Source organism: Paenibacillus sp. FSL P4-0184, assembly GCF_038004625.1.
Classification (GTDB): domain Bacteria; phylum Bacillota; class Bacilli; order Paenibacillales; family Paenibacillaceae; genus Paenibacillus_AQ.
In genome coordinates, this window is sequence record NZ_JBBORN010000002.1 from 287,081 (window position 1) to 312,378 (window position 25,298).

Here is a 25,298-nt window from a genome sequence, read left to right on the forward strand (position 1 = left end):
GCAGCTATGATTCCATTTCGATTTCTACATGCTGCTGACTTACATCTGGATAGCCGTTTTGCTGGGCTGGCGCATATTTCGCCAGCCATTCGTTCTTATTTACGTGAGTCAACCTTCGCCGCCCTTGGGCGGCTTGTCCGCGTTGCCATCCAAGAGAATGTTGATTTTATCGTCATCAGTGGAGATGTATACGATGTTTCTGACGCTTCCTTACAGGGTCAACTGCGATTTCAGGAAGCACTCAAGGAACTGGGTCAGCAAGGAATACACGTGTTTCTGATCCATGGCAATCATGATCCACTTGACGGATTGCGTCTGACTACAGAAATGCCCAGCCATGTAACCGTGTTTGGAGGAGAGAAGCCAGATCTCGCTACGGCTTACCGTCGCAAAGATGGTCAAGAAGTGGCTATTGTTAGTGGAATCTCCTATCCGACTGCGAAAGTTACGGACAACACTGCAGTGACCTTTTCTCGAAAGCCTGGCAGCCGTCTGTTTCATATTGCTATGCTGCATGGGAATGTAGACGGTGATTTACTGCACGAGACGTATTCTCCTTGCAGTCGTAGGGACCTTATCGAACGGGGTTTTGATTATTGGGCACTTGGACATATCCATAAACGTAGTGTATTGCATGAAAAACCGGCGATTATATACCCGGGCAATATACAAGGACGTAGCATTAAGGAAACCGGACCAAAGGGTTGTTATGTTGTGGATGTTGATGAGGCTGGAAGTGCCACGCCCCATTTTCATGAGCTTGATTATGTTCGCTGGCAGGTACGGGATCTGTCCATTGAGGGATTGAGTAATGAAGCAGAATGGATACAAAGGGTGGAGCAGGAGATTGACGATATCAAGGAGGAGCTCCCGGAGCTGATGTCAGTGGTCAGATTTCGTCTGATCGGACGCGGGGACGTACATAAAGTATTAGCTGAAAAAGGAGCGGTAGAGGATCTGCTGTCTGAACTCCAGCGCCGTGAGGCGGTACGTGCTGAGCGTAAAGATTATAAGGGACTTGTCTGGGTGGAAGGATTCGCTGTAGAATCCGGGTTAGCTATTGACCGTGAACGGTTATTAGAGGAGGATAGCTTTCTTGGAGAAATGCTGCGAATTACAGAGCGTACGGAACATTCAGCAGAAGCGCTTGAAGAATTAATAAACAGTGCGCTTAAGCCGCTCATGGAGAATCAGGAGCTGCGACAGCTGCTCTCGGTGACAAGTCAAGAGGAGAAGCTAAGTTGGCTTCGTAGTGCAGCAGAACAGGGAATCACAATGCTCGGTGGAATGGAGGGTGCTCCAGAAGATGAGAATTGAACATTTGCAGATCCATGGCTTCGGACGTTTGCATAACCGAGAGATTGAACTATCGGAAGGAGTTACTATACTCTATGGACGTAATGAAGCAGGAAAAAGCACGACGTTACAGTTTATTCGCTCCATGCTGTTTGGAATTCCAAGTCGTGGTAACCCTGCGGAGAGGTATGAACCTATGCAAGGCGGATTACATGGGGGAATACTGAAGGCACGTGATAGTAATGGTGCCCTGTGGACCATTCGTCGCCATACAGCTGGTGGTGAGGGCTCAGGAAGAAATGAGAAACTGAACATCACGGTTAACCATCCGAATGGAACAACGCAAGAGCTAGGGCAAGCTGAAATGGAGCGTCTTTTGCTTGGTGGTATCTCTCGGAGCATGTTCCATCAATTGTTCGCGGTCTCTCTCGATGAACTGCAGGAGCTTGCTGCGCTTCAATCAGAAGAGATGGGCAGCTTTCTCTTTCACGCGGGTATGGGCGGTGGTGGAACGATCATGCGGGCGGAACGCCGATTGGTACAGGAAGCTGAGAAGCTGTATAAACCTCGGGGCAAGCTTCAGGAAGCTGCTAAAATCGTTCAGGCTATTGAGAAACTAGAGCGTCAGATGGCGGAGAGCCGCTCTTATCTTCCACGTTATAATGGTAATATAGCAGCTTTAAAGGTTACGGAATCTGAGCTAGATCAACTGGACCAACAACGTAAGCTTACTGGAGACAAGCTCGTGATGCTTCGCAAAGCTCAGGATGTTCGTGAATTGTGGTTAAAATGGAGCGATGCGCAGCTCGAGCTGCAAGACCTGCCAGTGATTACAACCTTTCCTGAAGATGGAGCGATTCGCTATCAGGCGCTTGAAGGTGAAATTCGGAATGCTCAGGGAGCAGTAACTCGTTATGAACGTCTGCAAAGTGAGCTTACGGCTGAGCTGGCGCAGAATCCGCCGGATGCGTTGTTAACAGCGCAGGGGCCTGCCCTGGAGCGGCTGGATCGCCATCGGAGCAGCTATGAAAACCTGCGATCGGAAAGAGAGCGGCTAGAAGGTGAATTGACCGCGCTGAATGAGCATGTGCAGCGAATTCTGCGAGGCATTGATGTCAGCTGGAGCGCGGCAGAGCTGACTGCATTTTCGGGTGCAGCGGCGGATCGTGAAGCTGCACGGAGGTTTGCGGCGGCGTTCGCAAGTTATGATCGCCGCATGGAAGCGGAGGGCGCAGCGCGGCAGACGCTGCGTTCCCGCTTGGCCGCTGCCTCAGCTTCGCTGCAGGCAGCAGAACGGGCGCTGGCGCGTGAACACGCAACCGGCGCCGAATCTTTTGCGCAGCTGGCTCCGCGCAGCGCCCGAGAAGTGCTGCAGCTGTGGGACGAGCTGCAGCAGGCGGCCGAGCGCTGGCGCGAAGCGCAGCTCAGCGAAGGGCCGCAGCGCGGCCCCGGCGCCGGAAGTGACGGCCCTAGCGCGCAGCGCATGGCCGCGCTCTACCGGCGCCTGCTGTGGGCTGGGGCAGCACTAACCGTGCTGCTGCCCACAGCGCTGTGGCTGACCGGTGCTCCGCCGGTCAGCGCAGTGCTCGCGATCGGCCTGCTTGGCGCGGCCGATCTGGCCCTTTGGGCCGGCCTCAGCGGAGCGCGCCGGCCGGAAGCGTCCCCGCCAGGGCATAGCGGGGACGTGGGCACAGCCGCAGCCGAGATGCTGCGGCTGCGGGGGCAGCTGCTCTCCGGGGCGGAGCCGGAGAGCGCTATGCCGGGGCGGCGATCGGCCGCCCCGGGGTCCAGCCCTGACGCAGGCGGGCTGGAAGCCTCCATGAGGGATCTTCGCAGGCTCATGGAGGCTTGGTCAGCTTGGCGGCAGCGCATTGAACGCTATGCCGCCGAGCGGGATGCCTGCCGCACGGAGCTGGAGACGCTGGCAGGCCAAGAGAAGCTGCTCGCGGAAGAAATGAGCCTGGCGGAGACGGCTTTTACGCAAACTGCTGAGCACTATGAAGAATGGCTGCGTGAGCGCAGATTGCCCGAAGGGTTGTCTCCGGAAGGGCTGCCGGATATCTTCGCTATGGTGGAGCAGGGGAACGAACTGCTGCGCCAAGAGAATAAGCTCTCTTTACGACTGAAAGAGCTGGAAGATGAGTGTAACGTATTCGAGGAGGAGCTGCTTACTCTCATTTATGAATCTGGTACTGACCCTTTAGACGAGTCTGGCGTAGCGGCAACTAGCTTTGATATGGATCCGCACGATGGACAGCGACGATCTGCACTAACTTTACTAAGCTGGCTGGAACTTCGAAAAAGAGCTTGGGATGAACTGAAAAAGGACCTGGTTCGCCGGGAAGGCATTCAGTCACGGTTACAAGAGCTTCTGGAAGAGCTTAAGGAGAGCCATAGGGTATTAGGTGAGTTAAGAGAACAGCGTGACCACCTGTTGGACGAAGGCGGAGCAACAGGCGGGGAGGATTTCTTAAGGAGATCGGCTGCTGTACAGCGGCGTAGTGAGCTGAATAAATCCATTCGCCAGTGGGAGCTAGCCATGTTTGGAGGCTGGGAGGATGAGCGAGTTAACGCCTTGCAGTTATTATTAGATCATCATGATGCTTCAGCACTCCAGAAGGAACGTACGGCAGCTGAAGAGCTAGCTGAACGGGAAGAAGAACTGTGGAACACCCTGCTGGAGCAACGAGGAAAGCTGCTTCAGGAAAGGGAGTATTTGAAAGAGCGTTGTATGGAGGACTCTGTTATTCAGCAATTGGAAGAGCAGAGAGCTGCTCTGCGAATCGTGGCTGATAAGTATGCGGTAGCAGCATTAACTGCTGAATTAATCGGAAGAACCCGCCGTATTTATGAACAGGAGAAGCAACCGCAGGTACTTTTGCTTGCATCTGACTATTTCTCCAAGCTGACCGAAGGGGAATACAAAAGAGTAGTTATGACTCTAGGTCATAAAGAACTAAAAGCGGAACACAAAGATGCTGGACTGCTGGACAGCGGTCTGCTCAGCCGTGGGACGGCAGAACAGTTGTACCTTTCCATCCGCTTGGCACTTGCAGAGACGATGTCTCGGCAAGTATCGCTGCCACTGCTGTTCGATGATCTATTCGTCAATTTTGACGAGGCTCGTCTTCATGCTGCGCTTTCACTGCTTGGTGAACTGTCGGTCTCCCGCCAGATTGTGATGATGACCTGTCACAAGCATGTGGCGGAAGCGGCAGCACGAATCATTCCAACAGCAGCAGTTATTTCCGTGTAACTGGTTTTATGGATACAAGGCTGTTCCCTTTTCCACTCGAACCCGATGAAGAATCGCTACGTGGTGGAGTAGACCATGGCGTACGTAGTAGCATGACAGCCCAGACCATCGACAAAGCTCCGAAGATCGGGTAGAACACGGAGAGTAGAGAGCTAAAGCCAAATTGGCTAAGTAAATAACAGACAAACATCAGAATCGGCGTAATCAATGCGGGTTTAACTGGAATTCGTTGTTTAAGCTGCATGGTGACACCATAAATGTCGGCGACAAAAGTGCTAAAGATCTCCAAAAAGATCAGCAACAAATATATAGTTTGTACTACAGTACCCAACCGGATGGCGATGTTGCCCATAGGGATTTCAAATTGGAGAATATCAGGCATCTGGGAGCTCATCGCGAAATGTGCGGCGATCAACATAAAGCCGATTCCGGCACCACCAATAATACCGCCCCAGACAAGAGATTTTTCTTCATCCGTATGTCGAGCCATGGGAACTAATACGGCTTGAGCCATACCTAGATTGAAGGCGGTGTAGAGCAACGGCGACATCCAAGCGCCAAAGATTGTCCGATCCGTTTCTAGGAATAAGAACCGCTGAGCTCCTGGAATTTGAAAGGTATTAAAAATAATGATGAGTGACAGCGTAAGCATTAATGGGACGATCAGACTGTTCATTTGCAGAATACCGGAAATTCCCCGTTTAAGCAGAAAATAAGAACCAACCAGCGTGAGTATTAGCCCTGTTTGATAATGAAATCCAAGATGCTCTTGAAAAATAGCGCCCGCGCCTGCAAGCATAATACTGTTGACACCGATTAAGATGACCATCGTGAACAAACTGATGGTGCTTCCGACTTGGTCGCCGAAGAGGTGTCGGTTAAAGTCTTCATAAGACTCTGCTTCTATGCGCCGAGCGATGACCATCATTTTCGTACCCAGCCATATAAACAGTATAGTAGAGAGCAGGATGGTCAGGACTGCCCAGTGTCCGTAACGAGTGAAGAATTTTAATATTTCTTGTCCGGTGGCGAATCCGGCTCCTACAATGGTGCCAATGTAAGTGAATGCGATCTGTAATGTTCGGACATGTGATTTCATGGCTCCCCTCCTAATAGTTTTAAGAACAAAAGAAAAATCATAATGCGTGCTATGCAGGATTGCCTTGTGCACTCTATATAGTACAGGTTATGATGAGGATCAGTAGGACATGACTTCCGTGATTCATTTGTACGGAACGTCTGCGATTATAAAGGGTATTGGAGGTTCAAAGTCATGGAAGTGTTGAAACAGCGGATTTTGGAGGAAGGTGTCGTCGTTTCGGATGAAGTGCTGAAGCTGGATGCACTGTTGAATCATCAGGTAGATCCGCAGCTTACGATGGAAATGGGACGGGAGTTTGCCGGGAGGTTTGCGGACTGCGGAATTACACGTATTGTGACCGTGGAATCCTCGGGCATTGCCGTGGCATTTGCCACCGCATATGAGTTAAAGGTGCCGTTAGTTTTTGCACGTCGCAAAAAAACACTGTTAGCAGATCCGGACGCACTTTGTGAAAGAGTTCCTTCTTTTACGAAAGGTATTGTTACCGACATTATGTTGTCTCGCCAATTCATCTCTCCAGAGGATAAAATCCTCTTTATCGATGATATTATTGCTAATGGTGATGCAGCACGTGGATTGATTAAGATCATCGAGCGCTCTGGCGCTGAGCTGGTAGGTCTTGGCGTTGTAGTGGAAAAAAGCTTTCAGGCTGGAGCTCGGACGATCAAAGAACAAGGCATCCGACTGGAGTCACTCGTAAGAATTACTTCTCTTAGTGGAGGCACCATTGAATTTGGGGAATAACCCGTTTTTGAGATAAGAACAGGCCTATTTTTCAAACAACTGCTTTTCACCCTATTGATTTTCCTTTATAATAAAATCAGACATAGGGAGGAGGCGTCACAATGGGGAAAGAACCGGTGACTGAGCAATTTTTTATTGATAAATTAACCGAGGCCAAGGATCACTTCGAGCGTGCGCTGGATTGCAAACACACGGAATTCGACGATCTGTATCCCTATATGATTGAACATCCTCAGTTTTTTTGGTACAAACGCTATGTAGCTTGGTCAGAACTTCTGACAATCAAAGGTTTATGTGAGGAACTTTCCTTCCCTTGGAGGGAGAAATTCACAACAAACCAAGTGGAGTATCTGGAGCAACGTGTGATGTCCGCTAAAGTTCTTGATTTCTGGTTTGAGAAGAATGAAGCGCTGATATAAGAATGCTTTAGTAGACATGCAATTGGTCAATTACTTATACGAGACCCAGATGATTTTTCATTTGGGTCTTTTTTCTGGAAATATAAGAAAGTATATATTCTATGCTATACTTTATCCTTATATTTCTCGCAGAACGGATTCTTGCAAGCGATATTTTTTATCGCTCCTTCGGAAGCATTGCGCCCTTTAAAGGAGGGCGTATCCGTTTCTGCTTGATGAAAATAGGATAAGCTATACAGAGGGAGGAATTCATGATGATTAGCGATGAACAATTGGATGCATACCGAATTTCCGGCGAGAAAATTCGTGTGGTGCGGGACGGCATAGAAAGTAATGATGTAAAAGGGATTGTTCTGGCTTGGGATGATTCACAGGTGATGATACGTCGTCAGAATAGACGAGTAGTAAAGCTGGATCGGAATTATTTATTCCAACCCTTCAGCGAACCAAGGAAAGAACCTGATAATATATAGTTTCCGCAGCAAAAACAGCTCCTTACCCAAATTGGGTGGGGAGCTGTTCTGCTTACATATATGCCTCTGACGGATTAAATACTTAAAGCTAGTTGGGAGTCACTTTCTTCTCTGGAGAGTATGGAGAGCTCTGTGGACAGTCCGAGATACGCACGCATTCGCAGCATCATCTCTCTACGGAATCCTGGCCATAATATATTTATCTCACCTTGATATCCTCTACAGGAGTACAAGGCCTCGACTCCTCGTTGATCTTGGCGAACGGTTGTGATCTTCAGATCACGTGAGCTCAATTCACGCGTAACCTCTTGAAGCATTAGTGAGGTCTTCTTAGTGGCACCAGATAAGAGCTCCATATAAAGCTGAGGGGTCTTAAATAGACCACTTTTGCTGATTACACGGCAGTCACGCTCGAAAACTTTATGAATAAACGTTAGCAGCAAATAGCTTCTGACAAGGGACAGTTCTTCTTTAGTAACATCTTCATCAACAATGGATGTCTTCAACTTCGTAGTCGCCATTATAAATCACCTCATTTATATTATGCGAACTTTTGTTCTTATTATACCTTATATTCGGAATTAAAAGCAATAATTATCCATAAAATAATGATCGATAAGAAAAGCTGGAAAATATATTGACGCTTTAATCTCAGCATGGTATGATCTATCTTGTGACCGCAAGTTTGATATGTAGTCATTATGATGTGCGGTCGTGGCGGAATTGGCAGACGCGCACGGTTCAGGTCCGTGTGGTAGCAATATCGTGGAGGTTCGAGTCCTCTCGACCGCATCACAAGAAACTCCCTTGAGAAATCAAGGGAGTTTTTTTTGTGAATATAATTAATCGAAGGTAACTTTAGCATACTCGTATCTAGATCGATAAATATCGAATTAACCCTAATAGAGCGAAGGCGAGCAAAACTGTTCCAGCACCAATGCCTGTAATTGCACTGTTTGCGACCTTAAGTTTTTTAGATATGAACAGTGATACGATAGAGATTGCAACCAGAAGGGCTGCTAAAAGGTATAAACTGAAATCGTTAAACACACTTTTTAAGCCAATAAAATGAATCCCTACAATAAAGGCAATCCAAGGAGCAACATAATCATTATACTTACATTTCATCAATATAGAAGCTCCAGCACCAGCCAACAATAATTCAATATAGACAGAAATTAGATAATTATCAAAAGAGGTCTTGTCATTTAATACGGAGGGAGCATCCCAGTTCGTCACACTTAAATAGACACCAATCAAGCAGACGAGAAGGGATACACCAGAAGCTATGCCAATATATTTTCGCCAGCTGGATCTGGGGTTTTCTTGTGCCCAACCAAACCAACTAAAACTAAACATACCGAATATAGAAGCATACATGGCGTAATCCCTCACATAATCCATACAGTACCCCCTATAAATATTAACAATATTCCAGGCAGAGTCTTATACTGTAGACTTCCGAAGCATCCAAAACGATAAGAGTGCATACAAGACCGTCAAGGGCATACTCCACAAGGCAAGTTCAAATGCGGTATGGCTAGCCAACCAATTAAATACATCTACCCACCACTGATAATATGTCATTAACAATCCAGCGACACTGTACAGAATAAACATGACTGCCGCGAAAATGAACAGGCCACTTCTACCAAATCTACGGAAGATGCTGGATATAACAAATCCCCAATAAAACATATGCAACAAGATCATGAAATAGATCCACAGCTGCTCTAGGACAGTACCATCATTCAAGTATGGTAGGTGAAAATAATGTAGCTGCACACCCCATCCAGATGTTAATTTGGTTTCTACAATAGATAGCAGGAACAGAAGAAGTGAGAAGCCGGCACTTGTTATAACGGCCATCAAGGATGTGCCGAAGAAATAATCTGTCCTCCGTAGGCTTAAGCCCAAGGCAAAGGGGAAAGTCTGTACTAAAATGATGATACCTATGACAAACATATAAATAAAGATTGAGACTAGACCGCCGGTATACATTGGTTCTTGCAGGAAAAAAGCTATGACAAGATTAACCAAAAAGCTGGACAATAATATAATCCAAGGCATAAACAACCAAAACCATTTATCCTTGTAGTGCATTTTTAATATCCCTGTCATTTGGTTCATTGCACTGCAACTCCCTTCCCTTGGGATTTTCTGTTGGTAAGATGAACAATTAACTGTTGTAAAGATATCGGGGAGATCTCCAGACCAAGCATCTCAGCACGTGATAGATCTGTTGAGTTTAAGCCAATAACAGTGGCAGAAAGTAATCCGCCAAAGGATTCACGAGAGATGATCTCTTTACCGGTGATTAAACCTTCGACCTTCGCAGCCGCACCGATAACTTTAGCAGCCCGCCCGCGAAGAGCTTCAGCATCCTCATTGATAATCAGCTTACCGTTGTCAATAACAATGACATGCTCTAATAGCTGGCTTACCTCGTCAATTAAGTGTGTAGACAAGACAACTGTTCGTGGATATTCTGAATAATCCTCAATTAGTCGATCGTAAAACAGGCTTCTTGCTACAGCATCGAGACCTAAATAAGGTTCGTCAAAAATAGTCAGCGGAGCGCGGCTAGCCAGGCCTACTACAATGCCCACCGCCGAGAGCATTCCTCTGGACAGCTTCTTTATTCTTCTTTTTAAGGGGAGATTAAAGTCCTTGATTAAGGAGTGGGCGTAGTCCCGATCAAAGTTAGGGAAGAATAACTCGGATACCTCTAGAACATCGATAATACGGTAAGTATCCGGATACTTTTGGCTTTCCTTAATAAAGCAAATCTGATTGAGTACGCGGTTATTCTCGTAGGGATGTTCCCCGAACACCTTTAAATCACCGCTTGTAGCAAATAACTGTGCTGTAATCATGTGCATGATCGTTGTTTTTCCTGCACCATTTCTGCCAAGCAGACCATAGATTTTGTTCTTTTCTAAAGAAAAACTAATGTCTTGGATGACGGTTACCTTTCCATACGACTTGGTCAGTCCCTTGATCTCAACGATTTCATTCATGACCGATTATCTCCCCTCTGAATCATCTTCGTTAATTGATCCAACGTAATTCCTAATTTCTCTGCTTCACGGATCATAGTTACAACATATTGCTCATAAAATTGCTCTTTTCTCTTCTCCATCAATACTGTGCGCGCTCCAGAAGCTACAAACATGCCGATACCTCGCTTTTTGTATAAAATTCCTTGGTCGACAAGCAAATTCACACCTTTCGCAGCCGTCGCCGGATTGATCTGGTAAAAAACAGCAAATTGATTTGTTGAAGGAACCTGTGATTCCTCCAAGAGTGTTTCTTCGATGATGTCATTTTCTATGCGTTCGGCGATCTGCATAAATATCGGTCGAGTATCATCCATTAAGCTTCCCATGTATTCACCGCCATGTTCATTGGTTAGTTAGTTGTGTAATTAACCATATATGCAACAGACCTATTTGTCAATCATTACTATGTGGATTTTTTGATCCCATTGAGCCCAAATCCAGTGAAGTGGCGTATCAGCATAAATAAAAAGGCAGTTCGGATTCACACCGAACTGCCTTTTATTTTAGTTGGATGTCTGCTATGATTTTGTCCTATCAGAAAACAAGAGAAGGGTGAAACTATGAATGAATATGGTCCGGATTTATTTAAAGGTACGGCAGTGTACTATTCAAAATATCGACCGCAGTATCCTTCATCCCTTATTCGGTTCTTAATTCAGAAGTTTTCGCTTAACGGAGAAGGCCGTCTGCTTGATTTAGGGTGTGGTACGGGTCAGCTGGGACTAAGATTTAGTGATTGGTTTGAAGAAATGATAGGTGTAGATACGGAAAGTGGAATGTTGGAAGAGGCTAATCGTCTATCAAAAATCCATAGGATTGATAACGTTAGTTGGATGCTTGGTAGAGCAGAAGAGTTGCAGAACGTCTGGGGTTCCTTCCGTCTTACCATCTTAGCCAAAGCGTTTCACTGGATGGATAGATCGTCTATTCTTGAAATCCTATACCACAGTTCGGACAATAATGGCGGTCTAGCAATTATTGATACTTTTAATGTAGGGCAAGAGCCATTATCTTGGCAGCTTAAGGTAAATGAAGTAGTGAAACGCTGGTTAGGTAACGAAAGAATCGCAGGAAACAGCATCTATACTCATCCTAAAGAAAGGCATGAGGATATTGTTGCGCGATCTAGCTTTAAGGATGTGGAAAGATTGATTTTACCGAGTTATTCAGTGACATGGACGGTGGATTCGATTCTTGGTAATTTGTATTCCACATCCTATGCTTCAAAGCGCTTATTTGGAAATCACTTAGAACGATTCGAAGCGGATTTAAAATCTTCTTTATTAGAAATTGAGCCTACGGGTAAATTTACTGAAGTGTTATCAGTTTCTGTTATCACAGCTTTAAAGAAGGAAGCAAAATCACAATAAGAATCTCGCATTGATCTCACCAGAGCCCGCTGTGTTAGGGGGGAGTTTCAGAGAGAATGTGTTCTTTTTTAGTATGGATTTCACTTGCTTAGGAGTTAGTGAGGGATTTCTCTGCAGCAATTGAGCAATGACACCAGAGACTATAGGTGTTGAGACACTGGTACCGGACAGCACAAAGTAATTTTTAGCGATCCGCAAGTAAGGAAGCTCGCGATCTAGCTTGGAATGAGGCGCACGAAGAGAGATAATGGTTTCGCCAGGAGCTACGAGGTCTGGTTTCTTTCGCCCTCCCGGTGCAGGTCCACGGCTTGAATACGAGGTAATCCGGTCGTCCTTTTGTGTGAGCGTGCGACGGTCATCTACTGCACCTACGGTAATTGCAGAAGGACTAATACCAGGAGATTCTATCGTCCTGCGTCCAGGGCCGCTATTTCCAGCTGCAATCACAACAGTGAGTCCAGCCTTTATTGCTTTTTCTACGGCTTGGCACAACGGGTCGTCTGCACAAGGTGAATTTACCGTACCCCCTAATGACATCGAAAGGATACGTAGTTTTAGTCGCTTTCGATTCGCAATACACCACTCAATTCCTTTAATGATCGTGGAGTCATATCCGTCACCATTTTTATCGAGTACTTTAACACCAACGATCCCTGCCTTTGGAGCAGGGCTTTTGTATTTTCCTTTACTCATCCATCCGTTGCCTGCCGCGTCCCCTGCGATATGAGTCCCATGGCCGTTATCGTCGTAGGGAAGTTTTCTGTGATTGATAAAATCTTTAAAAGCTACGATACGGTTACAGGGCTGAATCAGATCAGGGTGCCTATACACTCCTGTGTCAAGAATGGCAATGTTGATTCCTTTTCCGGTAAGTCCCTGTTTCTTTTGGACGGATGTAGAACCGATGGATGGTGTCGCTATATAAAGTGATGTTTTTTTAATTCCGTCAACATAGATTTTATCGATTCCATGCCAACTGCATATCTGTTTCAGACAGTTCATCGAAACTCGTGATGATACAGAATTTAGTATGGGGAGATGATGTTTGATAGGAAAGTCGTGTGATTCTAAATGTTTTTTTAATGACTTCAGCTGTGCTGGGGTCATTTTTTGTTTGAATTTGATAATGATAGGAATTTTAGCGGATGTACCGCGACGGACTTGGGAGTGTTGAATTCTTTTTCTTAGCGCGCTATGGATTCTTGAACTATATTGCTCTAGCCACAATTGTCGGCTCATTTATTAATGGATCACCTCACAAGTGCATTATATGCACCACTGATCCAGTGGGTACGAATCTATGAATCTAGGAATAAAGTACATTTCTAGAATAGTAGGTAAAAGTGAGGTCAAACATTCCAAATCTTGCATTTACTATCGTATCCTAAAAAGAAAGTGGTGAAGGAAAATGGCAATGATTAAGAAGCCAGTCAATAAGCAAGCCGTTATGGCGGCCAAAGCCCTCGCGGCAAAAAGAGTGAAAGCAGCTGCAACCCGGAAGAAACGGAGAATCAGACAGACATTGGACAGATTTATTGTTCTCGCTATTGGTACAAATGCAACTGGAACACCTAAAGACACTACAGGGTGGACCGCTTCATTATTGAGAACTGGAAATCCAGCTATAGTTGCTGATTTCGATGAATTTGGTGTAGCTAGATTCCCAACAGTTAGCACACTAACAACGGTGCCGTATCTTCTTACATTAAGAGATGAGAACGGAAATGCTATAAAAAGCTTTAATGTACCGTCAGATCGAGAATTCTATGTAGCTAGGTTCTAAATTTGGACTAGCTTAGCTATACTCAAGTTAACAACAGCACGTGTCGATCCTATATCGCTGCGTGCTGTTTTATTTGTCTTATTTTAGATCATGCAGATTTTAACCATACTTGAATCTCATAAACCCACTGAAACATTCCGGTGAAAATGACTGTCTGGATGACAAATGGAATCTCCGTATTATATTCGGCTTTAGCATATGCAGCGATATTCTGCATCGTTACCATTCTCTGCTCCTCCGAGCAATAACCATAGAGATAAATTCCTTTAGGTAATATTGAAATACAGCCGGCCTGTTCAGGGTACTTCTCACAAACTACAAAGAAGACAGATGGATTCTCACTAGGCTCCAACGTAGTCATAATATTTGCACGAAGATCAAAAGCGAATGCATCTCTTGGCTCATCTTCAAGCTGTTGATTTAGTGCATTCTGCAGTTGATGGAAACTTTCGAGGTTGGGTTTCTGTAGGGAGTGGATTTTTACGATCGCTCTATCTCCCAAAGCCTTAGTTAAAAAATGGGTGGGGGATAGAGGGACATCGGATAAATAAGCTTGATTTTCATATTGTTTTCGTAAAGCTTTAAGCTGTGATTTTGTCTTATTCAGCTGCTTGATTTCCTGTTCAATTTCCTCGTCCTTTGTTTTAAGAAAATTAATAATATAATCGAGATTATCATTCGTAAAAACATCTTTAATCTTATGAAGTGGCATATTCTTTTTTTTGCAGAAGTTGATGACATCAAGATAAATAAGCTCTTTATCTGAATAATAGCGATAACCGGAGGAGGGATCTACTTTTGCGGGCTTGAGCAAGTGAATTCGGTCATAATGCCGCAAGGTTTCGATAGTTGTGTCTGCTAGTTTTGCTGTTTCACCAATAGAATAATAGTTGTTCATTTGCATCGTTCTCCCGTTGACTCTTGTGTTACACAAGAGATTATAGTGTTCATTGTACTGATTTTTATCTAAAATTTCAAAACAGTGAATGGAGAATGACAAGATGAAGACAACAGAACTCAATGTATTAAAAGATCCAATTTCCAAACTATTTCGCGGTTATGCAATCCCCGGGATCGTAGCTTCACTTTCTATGTGTCTGTACGGAATTATTAACGGAATCATTTTGGGACGTTTTGTAGGACCTAATGCGCTAGCTGCAGTGAATATGGCTTCACCGATTTTTAATATTATTTCGTGTATAGGGATCTTAATTGCCATTGGGGGAAATACATTAACCGCTATTAGTCTGGGAGAGCAGAACAAGGGGAAAGCCAACCACTACTTCAATAATGCTTTTTACACACTGCTCATGATAGCCGTAGTTATTTTCATAATGGTAGTTTTTTTTCCTCATGTACTGGCTAGAATAGTTGGAGCAAATGCAGTGCTTTTTCCTATGGTTGTTGATTACATACAGACTTTTGGTGTATTTGTCGTGCCTGTAATTTTTAATATTTTACTTGGTATTTCATTGCAATCTATGGGGAAACCTCAGCTTTATATGGTTGGTAATTTACTGAGTGTAGTCTTGAATATCATCTTGGATTTGATTTTTATCTGCGTTTTCGATATGGGGATTACCGGTGCTGCTTTGGCATCTGGGATCAGTGCAACGATTGTTTTTATATTATTTTTCTCGAATTTTATCTCAAAGGATAGCTTTTTAAGAGTGGGTAGATGGAAAGTGGATTTTAAAGCAATCGGAAGGATGGTCTATAACGGTTCCTCGGAAGCGATTACGCAATTCAGTGCGGGTTTTTCTTCTATGATCTTCAACTGGATTTTGATCTCTAAATTTGGTGAAATAGGGGTATCTTCATTTGCGGTAGTTCAGTATATCTCACTTGTAGTTAATGCAGTTATCATGGGCATGTCGAGAGGGTTAGGAGCCATTAGCAGCGTGAATTACGGAGCGAAGGAATATAGCCGTATAACGGAATTGATTACCATGGCGATTAAAATAGTGACATTAGTTGGTGTGGTTTGTACAGCGATATTGATTATTTTTAAATCTCCCTTAATTTCTCTTTTTGTAAAAGACAATCTTCAGGTCATGACTACATCAAGTGAAATCATCACATTTTATAGCTTTAATTTTATCTTTGTAGGGGCAAATATTATAATTAACGCTTTGTACACAGCCATTAACAATCCAAGAACATCCGCGATTTTAGCGATTTTACGGTATGTCTTGTTGATGGGAAATTTCTTTATCCTTCCTTTAATGTTTGGAAACATCGGCCTTTGGCTTTCCTTTGTAGTGGCAGAGATAATCTGTGTCGTGGTAAGCTATGTTTGTTTGAGGAAGACAATGCAAAAGTGGAGTATCAACTAGTCAACAGCAGAATAATAGAGGAGTTTTGAAGTGAAAAAGTGGTACAAACTTGATAACGCAGCAAAACTATTTCCATCCGTTACAAATACAAAAAACACTTCCGTTTATAGGATCTCAGCTGTTCTGACAAATCCTGTAGATGTGGATGCGTTGCAGCAAGCCGCCGATACGGTATTCGACAGATTTCCGATGTTCACTGTGAAGCTTCGCAGGGGTGTGTTTTGGAATTATTTAGAGTCTAGCACGGATAAAATTGTGATCGCTGAGGATCAGCAGTATCCTTGTCGCAACATTGATCCAACTACAAACAATGGATATTTATTTAAGGTTTTATACTACAAAAATAGAGTCTCTGTTGAAGTGTTCCATGCGCTTACGGATGGTAATGGGGCTGTCGAGTTTTTAAAATCACTGCTGTACTATTATCTAATGTATATGGGACATGAAATTGACACTGAGGACCGGATTTTACTCGCTGATTCAGGAGTGGATATCCATGATATGGAGGATGCTTTTCGCAGATACTACAAGGATTGTTATGTTGAATCGGTTAGAAACAGCCGAGCGTACCACATTAAAGGTACAGCTTTCGAACAGTTCGGAAATAACGTGGTACACGGGGTCGTAAGTGCCTCCCAATTGAATGCCCTCGCTAAGCAGAAAGGTAGTACGATCACTGCTTATTTATCTGCATTACTGAGTTATTCTATTTATCAAACAAGAATCAAATATAGCAAAAGTAACGCTCCCGTGGTTATCGCAGTGCCTGTCAATTTGCGCAAAGCATTCCCTTCACGTACTCTTCGTAACTTCTTTGGCGTAGTTAATCTTGGCGCGCGAATTACGGAAGATACCACACTGGATGAATTAATTTTTAGAATGAATGAGATGCTGAAGTATAAAACGGGGAAAGAAAATTTGCAAAATATCATTTACAATAATGTGGCGCTTGAACGGAACAAAGCTACGTTGTTTGTCCCGTTATTTTTGAAGAACTGGTTCGTGAATTTAGGGTTTCATATGCTTGGGGAAAGTAAAAGAACACTGACCTTGTCCAATATCGGCAATATTATGTTGCCACAGCAAATGTACAAGCACGTAGAGTTAATCGAGGCATTAGTTTATCCATCCAATAAAAGTCCTATGAACTGTGGGATCAGCTCAGTCAATGATAAGCTGGTGATCACGTTTACCAGAAATATAGTGGAATCCGATATATTGCAATATTTCTTTTCGACCTTAGCGGGTGAGGCTGGACTTGAAGTTAAAATCTACTCAAACGATTGGGGGATTAGCGAATGACCAAATGTATTCGTTGCAACGTGACGGTTGATAATCAACATTATCGTTGTCCACTATGCTCCAAGCCACTTAAGATCAGGGGAGAGAGCACGACAGAATACCCGTCCTATAAAGAGATCTATCAGGAAGCCAAACCATTTACGGTAGCTAAATTGTTCCTCTTTTTGACTATATCTGCGATCGTGCTTTCGATTACAATTAATGCGTTGACCTATCATATCAATCCGAGAATATGGTCAATTATCGTAAGTACAGGTCTTATCTATGCGTGGATCGTTGTTAAAGATACCATTTTATCTAATAAACATATTGGCAGGAAAATTTTATATCACTATGTCATGTTGTCCATTTTCCTTTTGGTGATCGATATATTTGTTGGTTTTAGGGGATGGTCTACCAACTATGCAATCCCACTGTTTGGAGTGGCAGCTACATTTATTATGACTGTGCTCGCAATTGTTCAAAAATCATTATGGCGTCATGATATAGGCTATATTTTAGCGATGTTCTTTATTAATTTATGTCCTATGCTTCTGTTTGTATTTAATTTGTCTCATGTCATTTGGACCAGCGTTTTCTCTATCGTATACTCACTCCTAACCATTATTGGGATGATAATTTTTTCTGACCGGAAATTTATAAGCGAAATCAGAAGAAGATTCCATTATTAATAATCGAGATAGATTTATTTCAATCTATAATTAAATATTTAGGTTTATTATGCATAGTAACCACGTCCTTTGGATGTGGTTTTTTTGTGTATTTAAGAAAGTGAAGGGTTCATACGACACCGAATTCCTATTTTTCTACAAGAAAGGTTGTCCTTTTTAATGGGATGTTTAAGGTGTTTTTGCTAGTTTAAAATTTAAATAAAATTCTTGACACTTCCCAATGATAACCATTATCATAGAAATCGTAGATGAAAATGAAAATCATTATCACTACTTGGAACGTATAATTATACATACTCGGAGGGATAGATTTTGAAGAAATTATTAGTACTTCTGGTTGTTGCAGCGCTTACTGCAATGACTGCATGTTCGTCCACCAATACAGCGGACAATCAAACCAAGAATGAAGCCGTAACGAATACAGCTGCTAATGAAACGAAAGAAGCAAATGCAGCGAATACAACAGAAGCAGCGAAAACAGCGGATGCTGGAAAGGAATACAGTCTGGAAAATGATGGTGTAGATGAAGCATTGTTCAATGAAGCATTAAGCCAGTTTCCAGCCACAGTTCCACAGCGAATTGTAACTACATCTGTACCATTAACAGAAATGCTCTATTTGCTTGGAATCACACCAGTTGGGGTGCCAACCTCCACCAATCCAATCCCTGCTGATTTTGAATCGATAGATAAAATTGGATCGCCAATGGCACCGGATCTTGAAGTAGTAACAAAGCTTGAGCCAGACTTGCTGCTGGGAGCAGAATCACTTCGAAGCACACTGGATAAGACACTGGAAGGCATGGATTTGCAAAAAGCATATCTACGCACAGAATCCTTCGAGGATTTAAAGCTTAGCCTTAAAGTATTAGGTACTTATTTTAATAAAAAAGATGAGATGAATGCGGCTTTGAGTAAGATTTTGGATAAAGAAAATGAGCTAAGTAAATTAGCCGAAGGAAAAGAACTGCCGAGCGTGATGCTCGTTATTGGAACCTCTGATTCCTTCATGGTTATGAGTGAGAAATCTTATCTAGGTAGTTTGGTGAAAAAGCTTGGCGCTGATAACATTGCTACTTCTGTACTTAAAGTTACAGATACTTACTCTCCTATTAATATGGAGAACGTCGTAGCCGCTGATCCTGACGTCATTCTCGTATTGGCTTCAGGTGACCACGGAGCGACAAAGGACAAATTTAAAAAAGAAATAGAGAAAAATGAAACTTGGACGAAGCTCTCTGCTTATAAAAACGACAAAATCCAGATTTTAGATTACAGTGTGTTCGGCGTAACCTCGATCATTAACGCAGAAACAGCCCTAACTGAAATCGCAAAATACTTCTATGAATAATTAAAGGAGACAGCAAGTGATAAATACATCTCGTAGCAGAGTAGTTGTTATTGTAACGGTTCTATTAGCGCTCGTTGCCGCGATTATTGCCATCGGATTAGGCTCTGTTTTCATTCCGGTATCAGACATACTAAGCACGATCTTTGGTTCATCGTCTAAGGCGGTGAATACCACCATCATATGGGATATTCGATTGCCACGTGTGTTACTGGCGATGATCATCGGAGCGAATATAGCGATCTCGGGCGCACTGCTGCAAGCTGTGATGGGTAACCCACTTGCTGATCCTGGATTGACGGGTGTAACTAGCGGCGCGGCTGCATGTGTTCTTGTCATAATGCTTGCTGCACCACAGTATACTGAGTTCATTCCGATTGCCGCTTTTGTTGGAGGGCTAATTGCTGCTGGTATTGTATATGCATTAGCGTGGAGACGAACCGGTATTTCACCGATTACTATTATTTTATCTGGTGTTGCTGTGAATGCGCTTTGCGGAGGACTTATTGGACTATTAACAATCATGTACAGCGATAGACTCCCTGCAGCGGTTCAATGGCTTAACGGCAGTCTTGCGGCAAAAGGGAATAATGCGTTAATGATGGTCTTCCCATATGCGATTGCAGGTTGGATCCTATCGTTCTTTGCCATTCGTAAGGCAAATATCATTCGTCTGGGTGATCAGGTGGCTTCGAATCTGGGTGAAAATGTGAACCAAATTCGTATCCTGCTCTCCTTGCTGGCAGTATTTCTAGCGGCTATTTCTGTAGCAGCTATTGGAATGATCGGATTTGTCGGTCTAGTTGTACCTCATATGGCGAGAATGCTCGTGGGTTCAGATTACAAATATCTTTTACCGATGAGTATGGCTCTAGGTGCATTGGTTCTGTTAATTGCGGATACAGGTGGACGTACCCTGTTTGCACCCCTGGATATCCCTGCAGGTATCCTTATGGCTGTGATTGGCGGACCATATTTTCTATACCTGATGAGAAAGAAGGCGTTCTAACATGTTTACTGTCGATTCCATTTCGATTCGGTATGAGCAGAAAAGCGTGATTAACAACTTCTCTTTTTCCGTAAAAAAGGGTGAGATCGTCTCCATCATAGGACCGAACGGTTCCGGTAAATCCACTTTGCTCAAAGCGGTATCACGGCTAATTCCTTATCACACGGGTACGGTCATACTCGATGGTACGGATCTGAAGACCATGAGCGCCAAACAAGTCGCACGAAAAATGTGCATGCTGAGCCAGAAGAATCAAGCACCGAGTGATATGACTGTGATCGATCTGGTCTCGTATGGCAGATATCCACATAAAAAGTGGTTTGAAAGATTGAACCAAGAGGATATGGACATTGTTCATTGGGCCCTTGAAAAAACACATTTGATGGAGTATAAGGACCGAGCCGTAGCTTCATTGTCAGGTGGTGAATCACAGCGTGCCTGGATTGCAATGGCATTAGCACAGCGTCCACTCATCATGTTGCTTGACGAACCAACCACGTACTTGGACATCTCTCACCAGCATGAAGTGCTTGAGCTTGTTCGCGAGTTAAATCAAGACATGGGCATGACCGTAGTGATGGTGCTGCATGATCTCAATCAAGCTTCTACGTATAGCGATAGTATCGTTGTAGTGCAGGCGGGTGAGAGGGCGATGTATGGCACACCGAATGAAGTCATGACAACCGATATGATAAGGGATATATACCGGATGGACTCGGAAGTCCAGTATGTGCCCACAGAGAAGAAACCTCGTATTCATTTGTTGAGTACTGTTCGATAGATTCATAGTGTGACACAACCTATTCATGGAGGGATTTTAAATGAAGAAGCCTGTAGATGTGGAGAAAAATAAAGAAAACTACTTGCAATTTATTAATAAACGTAAGAACCTGATTTTGAGTTTGATCGATGATGAAGGTAAGCCCTTTATCAGTTACGCACCTTTCGTAAAGAAAGACGGCAAGCTGTATATCTATATTAGTAAGATCGCAGAGCACTATGACTATATGGAAAATAATGATTTTGTGGATGCCTTTCTAATTGCGGATGAGTCTGAAACAAACAATAAATTTGCAACTGAGCGTGTGCGCTGGAGTTGTACCTCAAGCAATATCGGCAATGATGGATATGAGGATATTTTTGAATTGTTCAATGCTGACCATGGTGAGGCCATGCTGAAATTGCTGAGAGGACTGGATTTTTCATTGTTCGAACTAACTCCGTTGAAGGGGCGTTATGTTGTAGGTTTTGGATTGGCGTTCGATATTGATGTAGATGCGAATGTATTTAATCACGTTGTTATTGATAAGAAGAAAGACGAAGAAGCAGCTGTGCAAGGGAGCAAATAGCCGATGACTATTACTTCAGTACTGCCCATCTGGCAAGCGGTTCAAGAGCGATTTCATAAAATGGTGAAGGCATTGCCGGAAGAAGATTTAAATCTTAAATTAGGAAATTCATCCATCGGAGGTTTGATTTCTCATAATGCCGAGGTAGAATTTATGTTTGCAGAGTGGTTCTTTGGTAGACCTAAAACTCAAGCCGATGACGCGGCGTATACTACATTAAGTGAACTGGTGGATCTGCTGTCTGCTTCCAACGAGAATCTGATTGCAGCGATGCGGGAGCTTCCGGAAGATGCTTGGCATGTAAGCGTAGAGTCGTCTTTTGGCACATCTACTCCGCTTGAAGCGGTAGGAAGACTTATGTATCACACAGGTATTCATGCCGGACAGATTTCTCTAATACAGAAAAATGCGGTTCGAAGTGAAGTATAGTAGGTAGAAGAATAGAGTAGAGTAGACATGGGGAAACGGCAGAAATGCCGTTTTTTTGTGTAGATAAGGAGTTTTAAATTGTCCCGATTAATTATTGGCTCTATTTTGATACCCTCTGTATTATCTGGATTTTGGTATAATATAGGGAATTCCAAGGGGGCGTATATCATGACGGAATACTTGCGAGGCCAAATGGCCAAGATGGCAAATGTGAATATGGAAACACTGAGGTATTATGAGGAACTGGGTCTAATTAGTACGCCTTTACGTTCGGAAGCCGGCTACCGTCTTTATTCTGAAGAAGCACTAAGTCGACTTACGTTTATACATAATGCTAAGCAATGTGGATTCACCCTAAAGGAAATTAAAAAGGCATTGTTAAAATCGGAAAGCAGTGGCATTAGCATAGATGATTTTGTGAAAGTTGTAGATAAAAAAATGGATCGAGTCCGCAATGAAATTGCAAAGCAGGAGATAAAGCTTGCTTCTCTCGCAGACTTGAGAAAAAATTTATTAGCCACGGATAAACACCCTGGAGTACAGTCAACGCTAGAAATCCTGAAAATGGAATCTTAACTTGACCTTGTAGTCACCTACAGGCTTTACACTTTGAGTTGAAAAGACCTGTAGGAGGGATTATCGATATGGAAAAGACGAGTATAGAACAGCTTGCAGCGATCAAAGATTACCTGAAACAAACCAATCGGTTTGAAAGTAAGTCTGTAGAGCATATCCGGCAAGAAATGGTTGAGGCGGCTGCGAATATGCCTAGTCATACGGATGTTACAGTCGAGCGGGTCAGGGTTGGGCCATTAAGCGGAGAGTGGATCATTCCTGTGGAAGCAGCTCCACCTGATGATAAAGTGATTCTTTATTTTCATGGTGGTGGTTTTGTTTCAGGAACCTGTGAATTTTATCGGGATCTAGCAGCACGAATTGCAAAGGCGAGTGGCATGAAAGTACTAATTATTGAGTATCGCCTTGCACCCGAGTATATCTATCCCGCCGCTAATGAAGATTGTATAGGGGCTTACCGGTGGTTGCTTGCAAATGGATATTCTGCCAGTGATATCGTGTTTGGAGGAGACTCTGTTGGAGCCAGCCTTGCGCTGATGACACTGATTACTTTGAGGGATGAGGGGAGCGAGTTACCAGCAGGTGCTTTTTTTATCTCGCCGCATACAGATCTTGTTCATTTGGATGGTGAATCGTATCAGAGTCGTGCGGAGCTTGATCCGACAGGTAGCTTGGAAGGGAATAAACGGATACTTGAAGCATATGTAGGTACTCGAACCGAGTGGGCTTCAATATTATCGCCGTTAAGAATGAATTTGCAGGGATTGCCTGATTTACTTGTTCAAGTAGGCAACCATGAGGTGCTATTAAGCGATTCAACGAGGTTGGCTGAACGGGCGAGAGGAGCGGGTGTTCATGTGGAACTGGAAATATGGGATAATATGTGGAGTGTTTTTCATTTCTTAGCGTACATGCTCCCAGAAGCAGAGCAGGCGATTTCGAAGATTGGCAAGTTTGTTAGGGCGAAGCTGGACGAGTGAGTAAGTAGATAAAAGTAAGGAACCTTCTTGAGAAATCAAGGAGGTTTTTTGTTGTTGGGGGATGGTAAGTACTCAGCGGCTGATGAGAATTGGATACTAAAATGTGGATCTTAGTTTGATAAGTTTGTGCACGTATATACTGATATTGATTCTACAAATGACAAAGTAAGATTATTGTCAGTTCGTTTTTGAATATTATATGCTATGATAAGTACCATCAGAAATAGAGCGAGGGGAAATACCAATGTCGAATGATCTTCCATTATCTAAAGAAAACATTTTGGATGCGGCTGAACAAGTACTCCGGCGTTTTGGCCCGGATAAGACTTCAGTTGTTGATGTAGCGAGGGTACTGAAAGTTAGTCATGGTACGCTATATAGACATTTTTCCAGTAAAGCAGCTTTGCGCGAATCGGTAACCGAAAGATGGTTGCATCAAAATATTTTAGCCCCATTGAAGGACGTTACTGAGCAATTTGATGGGAATGCCAAAGAGCAGCTACGTTTGTGGTTAGATACTCTAATTCGCAGTAAACGGAGCTATGCTGTAGATGATTCCGAAATGTTTGCTATGTACGCCTCTGTAACTTTAGAAGCCGTAGATATGATTACCCAACACGTAGATCAATTAATTGGGCAACTCGCACGCATTCTTGAAAAAGGTATACAAACCGGGGAGTTTAAAGCGTTGGAATCAGAGGTTACGGCGAGAGCTATTTTTAATGCAACATCACGATTTCATCATCCTGCTCACGCGAAAGAGTGGCAATCGGGTTCGATTGATCAGGAGTTTGCCTCGGTTTGGGATTTGATGCTTTCCGGAATTTCGTCATAAATTGTTATAGCATATTTCATAATAGAAAAATGATGGACAAAACCTTTTGATGAAGATCGGAAGGTTTTTTGCGTCTGGAGAATAATTGTGTTGAATGACAAAAAATAATAATTGTCACTTGTTATTTGTGAGTGTTCGATTTATAATCAGACCAACAAGAAAGGCAAACGAATAGGAGGAATAAATGATGGATCAGAATTTGGTTGGAAAAGTTGCATTAGTGACTGGAGCTTCAAGAGGTATGGGACGGGAAATTGCGGTGAACTTGGCGTTACATGGTGCGAAGGTTGTTGTTAATTATGCAAGAAGTCCAAGCAAGGCAGAGGAAGTTGTGAACGAAATTAAGCAAAAGGGTGGAGAAGCTATCGCTATCCGAGCGGATATCAGCCAAGTGGCAGAGCTAGAACAATTATTCCAAGCCACATTGGAAGCTTATGGACAAATCGATATTCTCGTTAACAACGCAGGCATTATGATCACAAAGCCGATTGCGAGTATGACGGAAGAAGACTTCGACAAACAGTTCGCCATCAATGTGAGGGGTACCTTTTTTGCTTGCCAGCAAGCGGCTAAACATATGAGTGAGAACGGACGGATCATTAATTTCTCGACATCGGTTACAGGCCAGATGTTCCCAACCTACAGCGTTTATGCAGGAACAAAGGGAGCAGTGGAACAATTCACTCGTCAGTTAGCTAAAGAATTTGGACGAAAAGGAATCACCATTAATGCGGTTTCGCCAGGTCCTGTTAATACGGAGCTTTTCACAGTTGGGAAGTCAGCTGAAGAGATTACGAATGTTGGGAGTATGAATTCTTTTGGACGCTTAGGTGAGCCTGAGGATATCTCGAGTGTAGTACTGTTTCTAGCCAGTAAGGAATCACAGTGGGTTACGGGCCAGACGATTCGTGTGAACGGCGGATTTATTTGAGACAAAAGTCTATAGCATCTTTTTTTAT

At 43.5% G+C, this 25,298-nt stretch carries 27 protein-coding genes and 1 tRNA gene; 20 read left to right on the top strand and 8 right to left on the bottom strand.

All coding sequences use genetic code 11. From position 1 onward, the window contains the following. Window positions 1-6 precede the first annotated feature (6 nt). A complete protein-coding gene (locus MKY52_RS23025; RefSeq protein ID WP_341053711.1) occupies window positions 7-1,317 on the top strand; it encodes a metallophosphoesterase family protein in 1,311 nt (436 codons plus the stop codon). Next, on the top strand, window positions 1,307-4,552 hold the full coding sequence (locus MKY52_RS23030) for an AAA family ATPase (RefSeq protein WP_341053713.1): 3,246 nt from the start codon (window positions 1,307-1,309) through the stop codon (window positions 4,550-4,552). Before MKY52_RS23025 ends, MKY52_RS23030 begins: the two co-directional genes overlap by 11 nt. Here the strand turns inward: MKY52_RS23030 and MKY52_RS23035 are convergent. Beyond that, on the bottom strand, window positions 4,539-5,651 hold the full coding sequence (locus tag MKY52_RS23035) for a YkvI family membrane protein (protein ID WP_341053715.1): 1,113 nt from the start codon (window positions 5,649-5,651) through the stop codon (window positions 4,539-4,541). The genes MKY52_RS23030 and MKY52_RS23035 overlap by 14 nt on opposite strands. 174 nt (window positions 5,652-5,825) lie before the next feature. On the opposite strand from MKY52_RS23035, the gene MKY52_RS23040 reads away from it, so the two are divergent. The 3 genes from MKY52_RS23040 to MKY52_RS23050 all read left to right on the top strand — a co-directional run bounded on the left by MKY52_RS23040 (window position 5,826) and on the right by MKY52_RS23050 (window position 7,290). Then, a complete protein-coding gene (locus tag MKY52_RS23040) occupies window positions 5,826-6,398 on the top strand; it encodes a xanthine phosphoribosyltransferase (protein WP_076283133.1) in 573 nt (190 codons plus the stop codon). A gap of 101 nt (window positions 6,399-6,499) precedes the next feature. Then, on the top strand, window positions 6,500-6,817 hold the full coding sequence (locus MKY52_RS23045) for a hypothetical protein (RefSeq protein WP_036689410.1): 318 nt from the start codon (window positions 6,500-6,502) through the stop codon (window positions 6,815-6,817). A 254-nt stretch (window positions 6,818-7,071) separates the two neighbouring features. Beyond that, window positions 7,072-7,290 carry a hypothetical protein gene (locus tag MKY52_RS23050; RefSeq protein WP_042186900.1) on the top strand — a complete coding sequence of 73 codons (219 nt, stop codon included), beginning with the start codon at window positions 7,072-7,074 and terminating at the stop codon, window positions 7,288-7,290. A gap of 74 nt (window positions 7,291-7,364) precedes the next feature. Here MKY52_RS23050 and MKY52_RS23055 read toward each other — a convergent pair whose 3' ends face one another. Further along, window positions 7,365-7,811 carry a hypothetical protein gene (locus MKY52_RS23055; RefSeq protein ID WP_341053716.1) on the bottom strand — a complete coding sequence of 149 codons (447 nt, stop codon included), beginning with the start codon at window positions 7,809-7,811 and terminating at the stop codon, window positions 7,365-7,367. Window positions 7,812-7,998: 187 nt separating this feature from the next. On the opposite strand from MKY52_RS23055, the gene MKY52_RS23060 reads away from it, so the two are divergent. Next, a tRNA-Leu gene (locus MKY52_RS23060) sits at window positions 7,999-8,082 on the top strand. A gap of 81 nt (window positions 8,083-8,163) precedes the next feature. On the opposite strand, the gene MKY52_RS23065 is transcribed toward MKY52_RS23060, so the two are convergent. From MKY52_RS23065 to MKY52_RS23080, 4 genes are read right to left on the bottom strand one after another with little or no spacing between them, the layout of a single operon-like run. Then, entirely contained in the window at window positions 8,164-8,694 is a 531-nt protein-coding gene (locus MKY52_RS23065) for a hypothetical protein (RefSeq protein ID WP_149643984.1), read from the bottom strand. A 42-nt stretch (window positions 8,695-8,736) separates the two neighbouring features. Then, a complete protein-coding gene (locus tag MKY52_RS23070) occupies window positions 8,737-9,420 on the bottom strand; it encodes a hypothetical protein (RefSeq protein WP_149643985.1) in 684 nt (227 codons plus the stop codon). Continuing rightward, window positions 9,417-10,310 carry an ABC transporter ATP-binding protein gene (locus MKY52_RS23075; protein WP_341053717.1) on the bottom strand — a complete coding sequence of 298 codons (894 nt, stop codon included), beginning with the start codon at window positions 10,308-10,310 and terminating at the stop codon, window positions 9,417-9,419. The genes MKY52_RS23070 and MKY52_RS23075 overlap by 4 nt, the downstream gene beginning before the upstream one ends. After that, window positions 10,307-10,678, bottom strand: coding sequence for a GntR family transcriptional regulator (locus tag MKY52_RS23080; protein WP_042186911.1), 372 nt, complete (start codon window positions 10,676-10,678; stop codon window positions 10,307-10,309). Before MKY52_RS23080 ends, MKY52_RS23075 begins: the two co-directional genes overlap by 4 nt. A 234-nt stretch (window positions 10,679-10,912) precedes the next feature. Between MKY52_RS23080 and MKY52_RS23085 the strand changes: the two genes are divergently transcribed. Next, window positions 10,913-11,722, top strand: a complete 810-nt coding sequence (locus MKY52_RS23085; RefSeq protein WP_341053720.1) for a class I SAM-dependent methyltransferase — start codon at window positions 10,913-10,915, stop codon at window positions 11,720-11,722. Here the strand turns inward: MKY52_RS23085 and MKY52_RS23090 are convergent. Then, the gene (locus MKY52_RS23090) at window positions 11,714-12,724 is read right to left on the bottom strand and encodes a S8 family peptidase (protein WP_341053723.1); all 1,011 of its coding nucleotides are present in this window, start codon (window positions 12,722-12,724) and stop codon (window positions 11,714-11,716) included. The genes MKY52_RS23085 and MKY52_RS23090 overlap by 9 nt on opposite strands. A gap of 406 nt (window positions 12,725-13,130) precedes the next feature. Between MKY52_RS23090 and MKY52_RS23095 the strand changes: the two genes are divergently transcribed. Further along, window positions 13,131-13,505 carry a hypothetical protein gene (locus MKY52_RS23095; RefSeq protein WP_076298521.1) on the top strand — a complete coding sequence of 125 codons (375 nt, stop codon included), beginning with the start codon at window positions 13,131-13,133 and terminating at the stop codon, window positions 13,503-13,505. An 88-nt stretch (window positions 13,506-13,593) separates the two neighbouring features. Here the strand turns inward: MKY52_RS23095 and MKY52_RS23100 are convergent, their stop codons facing one another. Further along, on the bottom strand, window positions 13,594-14,403 hold the full coding sequence (locus tag MKY52_RS23100; protein WP_341053727.1) for a MerR family transcriptional regulator: 810 nt from the start codon (window positions 14,401-14,403) through the stop codon (window positions 13,594-13,596). Window positions 14,404-14,506: 103 nt separating this feature from the next. Here MKY52_RS23100 and MKY52_RS23105 point away from each other — a divergent pair, with 103 nt between their 5' ends. The 12 genes from MKY52_RS23105 to MKY52_RS23160 all read left to right on the top strand — a co-directional run bounded on the left by MKY52_RS23105 (window position 14,507) and on the right by MKY52_RS23160 (window position 25,270). After that, window positions 14,507-15,841: an MATE family efflux transporter gene (locus tag MKY52_RS23105; RefSeq protein ID WP_341053730.1), complete on the top strand. Its 1,335-nt coding sequence runs from the start codon at window positions 14,507-14,509 to the stop codon at window positions 15,839-15,841. 30 nt (window positions 15,842-15,871) lie between these two features. Beyond that, window positions 15,872-17,143: a hypothetical protein gene (locus tag MKY52_RS23110; protein WP_042186921.1), complete on the top strand. Its 1,272-nt coding sequence runs from the start codon at window positions 15,872-15,874 to the stop codon at window positions 17,141-17,143. Next, the gene (locus tag MKY52_RS23115) at window positions 17,140-17,814 is read left to right on the top strand and encodes a DUF6320 domain-containing protein (RefSeq protein ID WP_341053732.1); all 675 of its coding nucleotides are present in this window, start codon (window positions 17,140-17,142) and stop codon (window positions 17,812-17,814) included. The genes MKY52_RS23110 and MKY52_RS23115 overlap by 4 nt, the downstream gene beginning before the upstream one ends. 312 nt (window positions 17,815-18,126) lie before the next feature. Further along, window positions 18,127-19,164 (top strand): ABC transporter substrate-binding protein, encoded by a 1,038-nt coding sequence (locus MKY52_RS23120; protein WP_081382743.1) that lies wholly within the window; start codon window positions 18,127-18,129, stop codon window positions 19,162-19,164. Window positions 19,165-19,180: 16 nt separating this feature from the next. Further along, window positions 19,181-20,170, top strand: a complete 990-nt coding sequence (locus MKY52_RS23125) for a FecCD family ABC transporter permease (RefSeq protein WP_341053734.1) — start codon at window positions 19,181-19,183, stop codon at window positions 20,168-20,170. Between the two features lies 1 nt (window position 20,171). Further along, a complete protein-coding gene (locus MKY52_RS23130; protein ID WP_341053737.1) occupies window positions 20,172-20,951 on the top strand; it encodes an ABC transporter ATP-binding protein in 780 nt (259 codons plus the stop codon). A 40-nt stretch (window positions 20,952-20,991) separates the two neighbouring features. Further along, the gene (locus MKY52_RS23135) at window positions 20,992-21,519 is read left to right on the top strand and encodes a HugZ family pyridoxamine 5'-phosphate oxidase (protein ID WP_341053739.1); all 528 of its coding nucleotides are present in this window, start codon (window positions 20,992-20,994) and stop codon (window positions 21,517-21,519) included. A 3-nt stretch (window positions 21,520-21,522) separates the two neighbouring features. Continuing rightward, entirely contained in the window at window positions 21,523-21,948 is a 426-nt protein-coding gene (locus tag MKY52_RS23140; protein ID WP_341053741.1) for a DinB family protein, read from the top strand. A 168-nt stretch (window positions 21,949-22,116) separates the two neighbouring features. After that, on the top strand, window positions 22,117-22,524 hold the full coding sequence (locus MKY52_RS23145) for a MerR family transcriptional regulator (protein ID WP_341053742.1): 408 nt from the start codon (window positions 22,117-22,119) through the stop codon (window positions 22,522-22,524). A 68-nt stretch (window positions 22,525-22,592) separates the two neighbouring features. Continuing rightward, on the top strand, window positions 22,593-23,504 hold the full coding sequence (locus tag MKY52_RS23150; RefSeq protein WP_341053743.1) for an alpha/beta hydrolase: 912 nt from the start codon (window positions 22,593-22,595) through the stop codon (window positions 23,502-23,504). A 244-nt stretch (window positions 23,505-23,748) separates the two neighbouring features. Beyond that, entirely contained in the window at window positions 23,749-24,339 is a 591-nt protein-coding gene (locus MKY52_RS23155) for a TetR family transcriptional regulator (RefSeq protein WP_341053744.1), read from the top strand. A gap of 187 nt (window positions 24,340-24,526) precedes the next feature. Further along, window positions 24,527-25,270 (top strand): SDR family oxidoreductase, encoded by a 744-nt coding sequence (locus MKY52_RS23160; protein ID WP_341055609.1) that lies wholly within the window; start codon window positions 24,527-24,529, stop codon window positions 25,268-25,270. Window positions 25,271-25,298 lie beyond the last annotated feature (28 nt).